This window comes from Aquicoccus sp. SU-CL01552 (assembly GCF_040365005.1).
Classification (GTDB): Bacteria; Pseudomonadota; Alphaproteobacteria; order Rhodobacterales; family Rhodobacteraceae; genus Antarcticimicrobium.
The window spans coordinates 163,117-176,263 of the sequence record NZ_BAABWV010000010.1; the positions used below are offsets into that span (position 1 = coordinate 163,117).

At 61.0% G+C, this 13,147-nt stretch carries 16 protein-coding genes; 14 read left to right on the top strand and 2 right to left on the bottom strand.

Annotated elements, in window-relative coordinates; genetic code table 11:
* The first annotated feature begins 9 nt into the window (after positions 1–9).
* Genes ureB through ABWV23_RS13040 form a run of 4 tightly spaced genes read left to right on the top strand, consistent with a single transcriptional unit; the run spans position 10 to position 3,753 of the window.
* The gene (ureB, locus tag ABWV23_RS13025) at positions 10–684 is read left to right on the top strand and encodes an urease subunit beta (protein WP_353348402.1); all 675 of its coding nucleotides are present in this window, start codon (positions 10–12) and stop codon (positions 682–684) included.
* On the top strand, positions 681–2,384 hold the full coding sequence (gene ureC, locus ABWV23_RS13030) for an urease subunit alpha (protein WP_353348404.1): 1,704 nt from the start codon (positions 681–683) through the stop codon (positions 2,382–2,384). Before ureB ends, ureC begins: the two co-directional genes overlap by 4 nt.
* Positions 2,381–2,986: an urease accessory protein UreG gene (gene ureG, locus ABWV23_RS13035; protein ID WP_353348406.1), complete on the top strand. Its 606-nt coding sequence runs from the start codon at positions 2,381–2,383 to the stop codon at positions 2,984–2,986. Before ureC ends, ureG begins: the two co-directional genes overlap by 4 nt.
* Entirely contained in the window at positions 2,983–3,753 is a 771-nt protein-coding gene (locus ABWV23_RS13040; protein WP_353348408.1) for an urease accessory protein UreD, read from the top strand. Before ureG ends, ABWV23_RS13040 begins: the two co-directional genes overlap by 4 nt.
* On the opposite strand, the gene ABWV23_RS13045 is transcribed toward ABWV23_RS13040, so the two are convergent.
* Positions 3,746–5,191 carry an amidase gene (locus tag ABWV23_RS13045; protein ID WP_353348410.1) on the bottom strand — a complete coding sequence of 482 codons (1,446 nt, stop codon included), beginning with the start codon at positions 5,189–5,191 and terminating at the stop codon, positions 3,746–3,748. The two genes, ABWV23_RS13040 and ABWV23_RS13045, sit on opposite strands and share 8 nt — an antisense overlap.
* Before the next feature lie 63 nt (positions 5,192–5,254).
* Between ABWV23_RS13045 and ABWV23_RS13050 the strand changes: the two genes are divergently transcribed.
* Both ABWV23_RS13050 and ABWV23_RS13055 read left to right on the top strand, forming a co-directional pair.
* A complete protein-coding gene (locus tag ABWV23_RS13050; RefSeq protein WP_353348412.1) occupies positions 5,255–6,436 on the top strand; it encodes a substrate-binding domain-containing protein in 1,182 nt (393 codons plus the stop codon).
* Between the two features lie 136 nt (positions 6,437–6,572).
* The gene (locus ABWV23_RS13055) at positions 6,573–6,992 is read left to right on the top strand and encodes a MarR family winged helix-turn-helix transcriptional regulator (protein WP_353348414.1); all 420 of its coding nucleotides are present in this window, start codon (positions 6,573–6,575) and stop codon (positions 6,990–6,992) included.
* A gap of 238 nt (positions 6,993–7,230) precedes the next feature.
* Here the strand turns inward: ABWV23_RS13055 and ABWV23_RS13060 are convergent, their stop codons facing one another.
* The gene (locus ABWV23_RS13060; RefSeq protein ID WP_353348416.1) at positions 7,231–7,659 is read right to left on the bottom strand and encodes a MarR family winged helix-turn-helix transcriptional regulator; all 429 of its coding nucleotides are present in this window, start codon (positions 7,657–7,659) and stop codon (positions 7,231–7,233) included.
* Between the two features lie 530 nt (positions 7,660–8,189).
* On the opposite strand from ABWV23_RS13060, the gene ABWV23_RS13065 reads away from it, so the two are divergent.
* The 8 genes from ABWV23_RS13065 to ABWV23_RS13100 form a co-directional block, all read left to right on the top strand.
* Positions 8,190–9,704 carry an amidase gene (locus tag ABWV23_RS13065; RefSeq protein WP_353348418.1) on the top strand — a complete coding sequence of 505 codons (1,515 nt, stop codon included), beginning with the start codon at positions 8,190–8,192 and terminating at the stop codon, positions 9,702–9,704.
* A gap of 134 nt (positions 9,705–9,838) precedes the next feature.
* The gene (nthA, locus tag ABWV23_RS13070; protein WP_353348420.1) at positions 9,839–10,459 is read left to right on the top strand and encodes a nitrile hydratase subunit alpha; all 621 of its coding nucleotides are present in this window, start codon (positions 9,839–9,841) and stop codon (positions 10,457–10,459) included.
* Between the two features lie 12 nt (positions 10,460–10,471).
* The gene (locus ABWV23_RS13075; protein WP_353348421.1) at positions 10,472–10,780 is read left to right on the top strand and encodes a hypothetical protein; all 309 of its coding nucleotides are present in this window, start codon (positions 10,472–10,474) and stop codon (positions 10,778–10,780) included.
* A gap of 1 nt (position 10,781) precedes the next feature.
* Positions 10,782–11,135 (top strand): SH3-like domain-containing protein, encoded by a 354-nt coding sequence (locus ABWV23_RS13080; protein ID WP_353348423.1) that lies wholly within the window; start codon positions 10,782–10,784, stop codon positions 11,133–11,135.
* The gene (locus ABWV23_RS13085; RefSeq protein WP_353348425.1) at positions 11,135–11,575 is read left to right on the top strand and encodes a nitrile hydratase accessory protein; all 441 of its coding nucleotides are present in this window, start codon (positions 11,135–11,137) and stop codon (positions 11,573–11,575) included. Before ABWV23_RS13080 ends, ABWV23_RS13085 begins: the two co-directional genes overlap by 1 nt.
* A gap of 168 nt (positions 11,576–11,743) precedes the next feature.
* Positions 11,744–11,917 (top strand): CbtB domain-containing protein, encoded by a 174-nt coding sequence (locus ABWV23_RS13090; protein ID WP_353348426.1) that lies wholly within the window; start codon positions 11,744–11,746, stop codon positions 11,915–11,917.
* Entirely contained in the window at positions 11,880–12,614 is a 735-nt protein-coding gene (locus ABWV23_RS13095; RefSeq protein ID WP_353348428.1) for a CbtA family protein, read from the top strand. The genes ABWV23_RS13090 and ABWV23_RS13095 overlap by 38 nt, the downstream gene beginning before the upstream one ends.
* A 61-nt stretch (positions 12,615–12,675) precedes the next feature.
* On the top strand, positions 12,676–13,147 hold a 472-nt coding region (locus ABWV23_RS13100), incomplete at its 3' end, for a hypothetical protein (RefSeq protein ID WP_353348430.1).

Genomic DNA, 13,147 nt, shown 5'->3' on the forward strand with positions numbered 1-13,147 from the left:
AAGCAACAGATGCACCTGACCCCCACGGAAATGGAGCGGCTGACCATCTTCACCGCCGCCGATCTGGCCCGTCGCTATATCAGCCTGGGCATTCGGCTTGCGCACCCCGAGGCCGTCGCGCTGCTGGCCGATGAACTGCTGACCTTTGCCCGGCTTGGTCACACCCACAGCGAGATCGTCAGCCACGTTTCGACCCTACTGACGGCGGAACAAGTTGAACCCGGCGTGGCGCATATGTTGAAAACCTTCTCGGTCGAGGTGTCGATGGCCGAGGGCACCAAGCTGGTCACCGTCTTTGACCCCATCGCCCCCGCTCCGGACGATCCGATCCCAGGTGAGGTCATCCCGGCGCAGGGCGACATCGAGATCAATGCGGGCCGCAAGGCGATCACGATCAGCGTGCTCAATACCGGCGACCGCACCATCCAGGTGCGCTCCCATGCGCATTTCTTCGAGGTGAACCCGGCGTTGCACTTTGACCGCAAGGCCGCGTTCGGGATGCGGCTTGACCGGCCCTCGGGCGGGGGAGAACGGTTCGATCCAGGCATCGAAAAAGACATCGTTCTGGTGCCTTACGGCGGCAAACGCGTCGTCCACGGCTTTGCCGGTCTGACCGAAGGCCCAGTTGAAGGCGGGCTGGATGGCGCCATCGCGGCGGCCACCCGGCGGGGGTACATGAAATGAAACTGACCCGTGACGCATATGCGCGGCTTTACGGCCCCACCACCGGCGACATGGTACGCCTTGGCGATACCTCGCTGCTGGCCGAGATCGAATGTGACCATACCCACCCCGGCGACGAATTGACCGCAGGTGCCGGCAAGATCATGCGCGATGGCGAAGGCTTCTGCACCACCGGCACGGCGGCGAATGGCGCGCTGGATATGGTCATCATAAACGCCGTAATCATCGACGCCGAGCTGGGCATCGTAAAGGGTGACATCGGCATCCGCGACGGGCGCATCGTGGGCGTCGGCAAGGCCGGAAACCCCGACATCATGAACGGCGTCACAGATGGCATGGTGACCGGCCCCAATACCACTGTGGTGCATGGCGACAATCATTTTGTCACCGCCGGCGCAATCGAAGCGCATGCGCATTTCCTGTCGCCTCAGCAATGCCACCACGCGCTGGCGGGGGGGTGTACAACGATGATCGGCATGTCTCCGGGGCCGAACTTCGACGTGTCGTGTTCGGGGCCGAACGTGCTGGGTAAACTGATCCAGGCGGCGGAAGAATACCCGCTGAATTTCGGGTTTCTCGGGCGCGGGAACAGCAACCCCGAGGCGGTTCGCGAAAGCGTGTCGGGCGGCGCGCTTGGCGTCAAGATCCACGAGGATTTCGGCGCATCCCCGGCGGTGCTGGATGGCACGCTGACCGCTGCCGACAATTCTGATTTCTCGGTGCATCTGCACACCGACACGATCAACGAATTCGGGTTCTACGACACGACGATGGACGCTATCGCCGGGCGGTCGATCCACATGTACCACACGGAAGGCGCGGGTGGCGGACACGCCCCCGATATCCTCGTGGTGAATGGCTATCCCAACGTCTTGCCGTCCTCCACCAATCCAACCAATCCCTATACGCTGCCTGCCCTCGAAGAGGGATTGCCGATGACCATGCTTGCCCACATGATGAGCTTTGATCTGCTCGAAGATGTGGCCTTTGCCGAGGCGCGCATCAGGCCACAGAGCATGGCTGCCGAAGACCTGCTGCACGACATGGGCGCAATTTCGATCTTCGCCACCGACACCCAAGGCATGGGCCGCCTCGCCGAGAACCTTGCGAAATGCTGGCAACTGGCGTCGGTGATGAAAGACCGCGTCGGCCGTCTGGATGATGAGACCACCGAACAGGCCGACAACCAGCGCATCCTGCGCTACATCGCCAAATACACCATCAACCCCGCCATCGCGGCAGGCATCGACCACGAGGTCGGCAGCATCGCGCCCGGCAAGATGGCCGATATCGTCCTGTGGCCGTTCGCGTCTTTCGGGGCCAAGCCTGCGACGGTCATCAAATCCGGTACGATTGTCTGGGCAACCATGGGCGACGGCAACGGCAGTTTCTTGGGGTCGGAACCGATGATCCACCGGCCCATGTGGGGCGCGCTCGGCGCGGCGAAACATCGTCTTGGCGTGACGTTCGTGTCCGAACTCGCGATCAAGGCCGGCACGCAGGAAAAGCTCGGAGTGCAGAAACCGTTCGTGCAGATCCGCAATACTCGCAAACTGGGAAAACAGAACATGATCCGCAACACCGCCCTGCCCAAGATCACCGTCGATCCGCAAACTTTCGAGGTCGAAGCAGATGGCGTGCCGATGGTCGCGGACCCCGCCCGCGAGGTGCCGCTTGCCCGGCGGTATTTCCTGCGATGACCGCCGCGCGCGTAGGGATCGGCGGCCCGGTGGGATCCGGCAAGACCGCCCTGATCGAGGTCATGCTTGCCAAGCTAGCCAAGGCCGGCATCGACACCGCTGTCATCACCAACGATCTGGTGACGGACGAAGACGCGGAACGCCTGCGCAAGGGCGGTCTGCTTGCCGCCGACCGCGTGCGCGCGGTACAGGCCGGTGCCTGTCCCCATACGGTCATTCGCGAAGACCCCACCCTGAACATGGCCGCCGCCGACCGGCTGGAATCTGATTTTCCGGGGCTGGATCTGATCCTGATCGAATCCGGGGGCGACAATCTGGCATCGACCTTTTCGCCCGATCTGGTGGATTTCTGGATGTTCGTGATCGACGTGGCGGGGGGCGATGACATCCCCCGCAAGAAAGGACCGGGGATCTTGCAGGCCAACCTTCTGGTGATCAACAAGGCCGATCTGGCCCCGCATGTGGGCGTCGATTTCCCAAAGATGCTGGCCGAGGCCGTGCAGGTGCGCGGCGGCGGCGCGGTGCTGCCCACCATTTGCCGCAAGGGCGATGGCGTGGACGAGGTCATCGCCCATTTGCGCCGCGAGGTTCTGTTCAAGTGAAGGATATCGCCGAGACGCCGCAGGTGGCGCTCACCTGCGGGCTTGCGCCCGATGGCGGCACGGCGATCCTTTCGCGTCACGTCGAATGGCCCTGGTCATTGCCGCGTGGATTTCGGCGTGGCGGGTTGACCGGAGCCTTGACGGTATTGCCGCAATGCGCCGGCGCGGCCCTGTTACCGGGGGACCATTGGCGGCATGCGGTGACGGTGAAGGCGGGTGCCGGCGTCGATCTGATCAGCGCGGGCGCGCTGATGATCCACGCCGATCGCAAACGGGGCCGCGAAGGACGCTCTGATTGGGACCTGGTCGCAGAGGCCGGCGCAATCCTGCGCCATATGCCGGACCCCAACGTGCTGATGCCCGGCGCCAGAATGCGCCAGCGCATCACGTTGACGCTTGCCCCCGGTGCGCGGGCGGTGCTGTTCGATGGGTTCTGTCGTCAGTTTGCTGCGCCCGATTTGGGTGGGTGGTGGCAGTCGGACATGATCGTGTCGGATGCGGCAAACAAGGTGATCCTGCGAGAACGCCAGCATGTGACCGAGGCCGATTTGATCGCATTTGCCACGTTGCCCGGCGGAACGACTGCCTTTGGTACTGTCATTCTGCTGGGCGACGCGCCGTTTCCCGACGGTCCGCTGGACCTGCCCGATGCCTATGCCGCCGCAGGGCAGACACGCGGCAACACCGGGCAGGTCATCCGTATTGCCGCCAAGACCGGAGGCGCGCTCGACCGCGCCTTCCGGCAGATCCGCGCAGCTCTCACGTAAACGGCGACAGATCCGGGCGCTTGGTGTGAAAATCCGTGGCCCGCTGGAACGCAGCGCCCGCCTTGAACAGTGCAGCTTCCGTCAGCGCAGGGCCCATCAGCTGAAAGCCGATCGGGGCGCCGCGGCTGTCGAACCCGCCTGGCAGCGTCAGCGACGGATAGCCCGTGAAATCGGCAGGGGCAGTGAATTTCAGCATGTCGCCAAGGTTTTCGTTCTTACCTGCCGAGGGTGCGCCGTAGATGTTATCCAACTCGGGCATCGGTGCGCTGGTGATCGGGAACAGCACCATGTCCAACCCCTGCATCGCCCGGGCGACAGTTCCGTTGTAAACCAGTCGCCACTGCATCGCCGCTCCAACCTCTTTCGCAGTCAGGCCAAGACCGTAATCCAGCAGCTCGGTCAGATGTGGGGCGTAGCCGTCTCGCTGTTCGGGGAACCGGCCCTGATGGGCCAATGCGACCTCGATGGCGCACAGCACCGTCCACTGGTCGACCGCATCGTCGGGAAAAGGGAAGGACACCGGCACGATCTCGGCCCCAAGAGACTCGTATACGGCGATGGCCTCGCGGATCACCTCGGCGGTTTCAGGGCTGGCCTTGTCGATGATCACCGCGCGATCGACGCCGATGCGCATCCCCCGGATCGGCCCGTCGCACGCGGCAAGATAGTCGTCTACCGGTGCCATCAGCGCGGTAGGGTCGTTGACATCCGGCCCCGCGATGGCGGTCATGATCGCGGCACAATCCTCTGCGCTGCGCGCCATCGGGCCGACGTGATCCAGACTATCGGCCAGGGCAAAGACACCGTGGCGGCTGACACGGCCCCAAGTGCCCTTCATCCCCGTGATGCCGTTGCAGCCGGAAGGAAAGCGGATCGACCCACCGGTGTCTGATCCGATCGCGCCAAAGGTCATACCTGCCGCGACCGACACGCCCGATCCGGACGACGATGACCCAGCCCAGCATGCGGGGTTCCAGGGGTTCTTTGGTACGACCATCTTGTCGTTGTGGCCCGAATAGGCGCCTTCGGTCATACCTAACTTGCCTATGGTGACACAGCCGGCTTGTTCCAGCCGCGTCGTCACGGTTGCGTTGCGCCCGGTGGTGTTGTCCTTGAGCAAGGCCAGTCCTGCTGAGGTGGGTGCGAAATCGGTCTCGCACAAGTCCTTGAACGCGAAGGGAATGCCGTGCAGCGGCCCCCGGCGCAGCCCGGCGGCGCGTTCCTTGGTGGCGGTTTCGGCCTGTTCCAGCGCGCGGTCCGCCGTGACAGTGATAAAGGCAGTCAGCGCGCCGTCGACCTCGGCCACGCGGGCCAGAACGGATTGCGTGACCTCAAGCGGGGTGGCTTGACCGGACGCGATCAGCGCGCTGGTTTCCATCAGCGATAGGTCGGGGATGTCGCGCGTGGACAGGGTCACGGGTCTTGTCGGGGCGTTCATGGGAGCTTCCTTAATTGCTTTGAAAATAGTTGAAAAGGATAATACCGAGATAGCAAGCACCCATTGACGCGCTACTATTCTTGTCGCCCCTCAGGTGAGTGCCTGGTTGTAGCTGCACAGAAAATAGGCGCCCGGCGCCCCAGAGAGGCTGCGAGCTTTCGCGGAATTTGTGGGGAGGCCCAACCTGCGCTAGTGATTCACTCTATGAAAATCGGATTGATCCTCTCTCATGGCGGGCCGGCGGGAATCTGGACATCCGGCTGCCAAGGGGCCGCGCTTCTGGCTGCCGCCGAGCTGAACGCCGGGGGCGGTGTACTGGGCCAGGAAATAGAGCTGGTCGAGGTGAATTCCGGTGAAAGCCAGGACAGTGCCTTTCAGGCCGCGCAGCGGTTGGCGATCGACGAAAACGTCGACGCGGTGATCGGGCTTCAGTCCAGCGATCTGCGTTTCGCCGTGCGGCGCGGGCTAGGGGGGTTGGCGCCCTATATCTATACCCCGCATTACGAGGGTGGCTTTTGCGGCCCCGGCACCGCGCAGCTTGGCATCACGGATGCAGAAGTGCTGAACCCCAGCCTTGACTGGATGGTTAGCCACCGCAAGGCGCGCCGCTTTTTCTTTGTCGGCAACAACTATATTTGGCCGCGCATCGCCCATGGCACCACCCTGGATGCAGTAAAACAGGCGGGCGGGACGTTCACTGGAGACGCCTTGCTGCCCTTTGGCGAACGCGACTACGCCGAGGTGCTTGACCGGATCCGCAAGGCCCGTGCGGATGTGGTCGTCATCGCCATGTTGGGTGAAGACTCCGTCTGCTTCAACCGCGCCTTCGCCGAGGCGGGCCTAAGCGGCACCATCACCCGCCTGAATCTCGCCTTTGACGAAACGCAATTGCTGGCGCTGGCCGATGGCGGAACGGAGAACCTTTTTGCCGCGCAAGCCTATTTCGACGCCAGCCGGGGCACCGGGCGCGACGCTTTGGTGGAGCGCTACGATGCGTGTTTCTCGGGAAGGCGCCCGACGATGACAGCGAATTCGGTTCAATTTTATGACGCAATCTACCTTGTGGCGGCCATTGCGCGGCAGGTCGGGCGGGTCGACGGGTGCCGGATGGCGCATTTCCTGCGCCCGCGCCTGCACCGGGATGACGCCTATCGGATGATCGGGCGCAGCGATGCCGACGCCAAAGTGCGGCTGGCCGAAGCGGACGGGATCGATTTCGTCCTCAGGCAGGCCTTCGTCGCCTGACGCCAGCGGTTGTGGCATTTGCGTTGCCAGAAATCTGCATGTCAGTACTGGATTTTTCAAATATTGTGGAATAGTTCAACCGTGAACGTTATACATAACATACTTGTCACTATTCCGGTTGTTCGAGGAAAGCACCATGGCGGATCCGAAGTTTACCGAGCAGCTCGGCTATCTTATCGCGCGGGCGAACCGGCTGATCGAGGAAGACCTTGCCAAACGCCTTTCGGTCAACGGCATCTCCATCGAGCAATACCGCGTACTCAAAACACTTGAAGAAGAAGGCCCCCAGCCCATGGGGCGCCTTGCTGAGCGGGTATTGGTAGAACCGGCGACGCTGACCAAGATCATCGACCGCATGGTGCGCGGAGCACTCGTTTTTCGGGTGCCCGATGAAAACGACCGGCGTAAGGTGCGCGTGGCGCTGGCCGAGGCTGGCGTGTCCATGTGCCGTCAGCTTGAAGAGATCGGCGAAGATCACGAACAGCACATCTCGGACACGCTCGGGACCGGTCACTTGAATGACGTGCTGCGCATTCTGTCGGATGTGAACGTCTGAAAGGACCTGCCTCCGTTCATTTGGCGATGGTTGCGCCGCGTCATGTCAGCCCGGCAGGCAATTGGGGATTGTTGCATTGGGCTGTACAGGGCCGCTGCTGCGCAGACATAGCCGAGAACTCATGGTGTGAACCGGCTTCGTCGATGGCGTCGCGAGGGGGTATCCACCTCATCGACGGCGTTGCGGCCTCGGGGGTGTGCCGCATTCAGTACATTCGGATATTGGGCAAGCAAGGGATCTACTTACGCGCGGACGGCTGGTCCTCACGGCTGCAGAGCTTTTCCAGCAACAAGGTGATTTGATCCGAAACCTCCTCTCCCGAAAAATCCGCGATTGCCGCGTGAAGTCTCTCTTCTTGGACCTCCAAATGCGGCTTCATCTCCGAATAGACGGCTTGACCATCCGGCGTCGCGATCACCCGGACCTTGCGCCGGTCAGTCGGATCAGGCGCTCTGTAAACGAGGTTTTCGCTGACCATCCGATCAATCACCTTCGTGAAAGTGGATGTATCGACAACTGCGTAATTTGCCAGTTCAGACATGGTCATACCGCCAGGGACAGAGCTCTGGCACAGGGCTTCCAGCACCCGAACCTGCTCTATGGGCAACCGAAGATGCCGCAGCTCTTCTTCGACTTCTTTTTCAAGTTGCCGGTTCAAGCTTGCCACCAAGTGGCTTATCCTGCCTTTGACTGTTCCTGTCACGAGTATCACCCTCTTTGCAGTGCATAACATTTGCCAACTGCTGATCGCCACTTCTTCCGAGATGACAATATCTTAGAATCTACTAGCCGGGAATGCAACCAGAGACATACGTCACGTTAGGTCGCGTCGTGCTCTCCTTTGGGTCCAAAGGATCAGCCGACTGCCTGAGATTTCTCCTCGCCCGAGAGGGCAAGACGGCTGTCACGGACCGGGCCGGACTTTGGGGGCGTCTCGTCCCGCGCGCAGGCCGCAGCTAGAACCATTACGCATCAGGTGCGGGGCGGCGACGACCGAACCTTGAAACTGGCGAACGCCCTTGTGAAGCGTCATGTCGGGCCGAAGCACCCTAGTGTTTCGCTCAACTTTCCTCATGTCAATCCAGCCTGCCGCTCAGGCAGTTACCGCAAGCCTGTCTGGCTGGGGGCAGTTTTTTCTTGACATGCAGATGATGTCATTTGACACTATTCGAAAGGAAACAAACAAGAGGACCAGAGATGCCCATTACCCGCCCCACCAAGGAAGACGTCGCGCAGCTCGGCTCTGATCTCCATTTTATGCTGACGTCGGATGAGGTGAGCGAATTTCACTCGCTCATGGGTGGCATGTTCGACGCCTACGACCTGATAGATGCCATGCCAAATCCGGTTCCGGCGGTGGAATTTCCCCGCACCCCCGGAGCCCGCCCCTCGGCGGATAAGAACAAGCTGGGTGCCTGGGCCTGCAAGACCGAAGTAAACGGGGCAGCCGAAGGCAAACTTTCAGGCAAAACGATTGTACTCAAGGACAACGTTGCCTTGGCCGGCGTGCCGATGATGAACGGGTCGACCACGCTCGAGGGCTTTATTCCCGCTGCCGATGCCACGATCGTCACCCGTATCCTGGAAGCCGGCGGCACCATCGCCGGCAAGGCGGTGAGCGAGCACTTCTGCCTGTCCGGTGGCAGCCACACCTCTGACCCGGGTCCGGTCCACAATCCGCATCGGCATGGCTATTCGGCTGGCGGCTCTTCATCAGGGAGTGCCGCACTTGTGGCGGCAGGCGAAGTGGACATGGCAATTGGTGGCGACCAAGGTGGCTCCATCCGCATTCCGTCCTCGTTCTGCGGTACCTACGGCATGAAGCCGACTCATGGCCTGGTGCCTTACACCGGAGTCATGCCCATCGAGGCAACGATCGACCATACGGGCCCGATCACGGCAAACGTGGCCGATAACGCGTTGTTCCTTGAAGTTTTGGCCGGTGCCGATGGCCGCGACCCAAGACAATACGCACCGAAGACCGACAACTATACCGCGGCGCTTGGCCAGGGCGTCAAGGGTATGAAGATCGGCATCCTGACCGAGGGTTTCGACTTTCCGAACATGGACCCTGCGGTCGCCGACAAGGCGCGCGCCGCCGCCGAACGTTTTCGCGCCCTCGGCGCCAAAGTTTCCGAGGTCTCGCTGCCCGAGCACCACATCGCGGGGGCGGCCTGGAACCCCATTACGTTGGAAGGCTTCACCGCGCAGATGATGCATGGCAACGGCATGGGTTTTAACTGGAAAGGCCAGTACGACGTCGGCCTGCTTGATGCGCATTCCGGATGGCGAGACCGCGCCGATGATCTCTCGGCGACCATGAAGATCTGCATGATGGTTGGCCAGTGGGGTCTGAGCCATTACCGCGGTCGCTACTATGCGAAGTCACAAAACATCGCGCTTTCAATCAAATCGGCCTACGATGCACTCCTCAACGAGTATGACATCCTGCTGATGCCCACCCTGCCGATCACGGCCCAGCCGCTGCCGGGTAAGGATGCCTCGATCACCGAGATCGTCGCCCGTGCCTTCGAAATGACCAATACGACCTGTCCGTTCGACATCACAGGCCATCCCGCCATGTCCATCCCATGCGGCATGATCGACGGTCTGCCTGTGGGCTTGATGCTGGTCGCCGGCGATTACCGCGAAGCAACAATCTACCAAGCCGCGAGCGCTTTTGAGGCGGATGTCGATTGGACGACCCAATAAACCCCGCCGCTGCACCGTCTCACCGCCCGGCTTTCATGCGGGGCGATGACCCAAAGCATCGGCACAAGCAAGGCTGCCCGAAGGGCGCCGGACAAGACAGCGCAAGCTGAAAAGAAAACCAACAGGAGGGCGTAATGCCGCACGACCACAATCACAGCCACACCGAACCACCCAGCGACGTGGTTCTTCGAGTCAAAGCGCTTGAATCGCTGCTTCTCGAGAAGGACCTCATCGACCCGGAAGCCCTGGACCTGATCGCAGATGCATTCGAGCACAAGATCGGCCCGCGCAACGGCGCTCGCGTCGTTGCCAAGGCATGGACCGATCCGGAGTACCTTGAACGGCTGCGCACGGATGCAACTGCCGCGATCGCCGAACTGGGCTTCTCTGGCCTGCAAGGCGAACATATGGCCGTCGTTGAAAACACGTCGACAGTGCATAACATGACGGTTTGCACCTTGTGCTCTTGCTATCCATGGCCAACGCTGGGACTTCCGCCGGTTTGGTACAAATCAGCCCCATACCGTTCCCGCGTCGTGGTCGATCCGCGTTCCGTCCTGGCTGAGTTTGACGTCTCGGTCCCTGATGACAAGGAAATCCGCGTCTGGGACAGCAGTGCAGAACTTCGCTACCTCGTCCTGCCGGAACGCCCGGAGGGCACTGAAGGCTGGACCGAAGACCAACTGATAGATCTTGTGACCCGTGACTCGATGATCGGTACAGGCTTTCCCAAAACCCCCACGGACATCCAGTGAAGGAGGTGTGACATGAATGGAATTCACGATCTCGGCGGCATGCACGGCATGGGGCCGATAGCACCGCCCGCAGAAGAACCGGTTTTCAAGTTTGACTGGGAACGCAAGGTTTTTGCGCTTTTCTGTCCGGCTGCCCTTGCTGCAGGCTTCAACGTTGACGAATTCCGCCATGCGATCGAGCAGATGGATCCGGCTCACTATCTCGAAAGCAGCTATTATGAGCACTGGCTTGCCAGTTTCGAGACGCTGATGGTCGAAAAAGGCGTGCTGACGCAGGAAGAGCTCGACGCACGTTATGACGAACTGAAAGGAGCTGCCTGATATGCCCGTCCTCACCAAAGAGATGGCCCCCGCAATCATCGCCGGGGGCATTCCCGCCAATATGGATGACGATGTCGCCGCAAGCTTCAAGCCGGGCGACAAGGTCTTGACACGCAACATCAATCCCGTCACCCATACCCGCTTGCCGCGCTATGCCCGTGGCAAGGAAGGTACCATTCACATGTGCCATGGGGTTTTCCATACGCCGGACACGATCGCGCATGGCAAGGGCCACCACCCCCAGCAACTCTACAGTGTCGCTTTCGAAGCGCGCGAACTGTGGGGCGATGACGCCTCTGGCCGCGACAAGATCTACATCGACCTCTGGGACGATTACATGACGAAGGTGACGTAATGACGGAGCAAGTTGCGCAAGAAATTGCTGCCCTGCCGCTGCATGAACCAAACCGATCTTTCGACCATCCGTGGCAGGCGCAGGCCTTTGCCATGATCGTCGAGATGCACAAGGGCGGCATGTTCACTTGGCCCGAGTGGGTCGAAATGTTCAGCACCGTGATCAAGGCAAACCCGGCGCGTGAGGGGGAAACCTCCAATGACACCTACTACCGTCAGTGGATGATCGCCCTCGAAAAGATGGTCGGCAAAGTCGCCGACCTTGCCACAGAAGCGGTCGACGAACGTGTTGGCGAGTGGCGGCAGGCGTATCTTAACACGCCACATGGGCAACCTATTGCCTTGTCCAATGCAGCCTGCCCGCCGGCGCACGATCACCACCACCACGCACCCTTGCATACCCCAATCGCGATCAGCGCGTCGATTCAAGTCCCGGCGTGACGGAGAGACCGCCGCTTCCGCATTGTCGTTGCCACTGATCGAAGCGGCACGACACAACGAACGACAAGAAGGCCCTCTCTCAAACGTGGCCGGACAACAAAGACTTAAAGGTCACTCGGGGTGTGCCACCCCGAGGGCCTCCACAAAGCTCAACAAGGAGTTCCCCTGATGACCACCCAAACCATGAAATCCACCGCAGCCCTGCGAACCGGCCTGCTTGCGCCTGTCCTGTTTCTGACGATCGGCCTTGGCATCGTCGTCGTGACTGGCCATGTTCAGGCCTCCACGTTGCATGATGCGGCGCATGATGTACGCCACGCCACCGGCTTTCCCTGCCACTGAGGTGCAGTACAATCGGATTCTGATCAGCGCGTTATTCGCTGGTGCTGTTGCAGGGCTGATTGCCGCTCTGCTTCAGTTGGTGTTCGTGCAACCAGTGCTCCTGCATGCCGAACTCTATGAGTCCGGCAAGTTGGTGCATTTCGGCGGTGCGGCAGTATCGGCTCACCCCGTTCTACCTGGTTTCAACCCTTTGCGTGACGGGCTGAGCGTCCTGTTCTCTGCTCTGGTATACGTCGGGTATGCGATGATCGTCGTCGCCTTGATGTCTCTGGCGGAACAAAACGGTCATGAAGTTACCGCCAAGAAGGGTCTGCTCTGGGGGCTGGCCGGCTTTATCACCTGCCAGTTCGCGCCGGGAATATCGCTCGCGCCAGAGGTGCCCGGAGTCGCTTCGGCTGATCTCGTGCAGCGGCAGATCTGGTGGTTCGGAACGGTGGTTGCCGCGGGTGTGGCAATGTGGCTCCTGGCCTTCAAGGAGGGGCTGGCCATCTACGCCACCGTGGCGGCCCTTCTGCTTGCACCGCATCTTATCGGTGCGCCCGAACCAGGGAGCTTCACTGGACCAGTGCCGCCAGAGATTGGCGCGCTTTTCGCGGCTCGTGCCTTCGGAGTCGGCATTGCAGCCTGGGTCATTCTCGGTACCTGCGCAGCTTATTTCTGGGTCAAAGAGGGCGCGCGCCAACCGATTATGGCATGAACGACACGCAGCTGTCCCCGGTCTGCTCAAGCTCGGGGACGGCTTCCTAGGAGATGAAGATATGTTTCGAGTCTTTGCTGTCCTCGCCCTCGGACTCGGTCTGGGTGGTGGAATTGGATTCCTTATTGCCGCAGCCAACGGCGTCACACTCGACGGCCACGATCATGGCGCTCACGCGCACGGGTCGGTGGAGATGCCCGGGGTCGGACATGATCACCATGACGCGATTGATTTGGCCGACGACGTGGCACCGGACCTCTCTGTGGAGTTGGCCCGTGACACCATGTCCGGATGGAACTTGCGCGTGGAGACGCAGAACTTCCGTTTCGCGCCGGAACACGCCGGCCAGCCCGATGTTCCAGGCGAAGGCCACGCGCATGTTTATGTGAATGGTGAGAAGATCGCGCGTCTTTACGGCAACTGGCTGCACATACCATTGCTACCGGAAAATGCTCAGATCGAAGTGACGCTGAACAGTAACGAGCACAAGACTCTCAGAATTGACGGGGTGCCGATTTCGGCCGTTTTCTCTG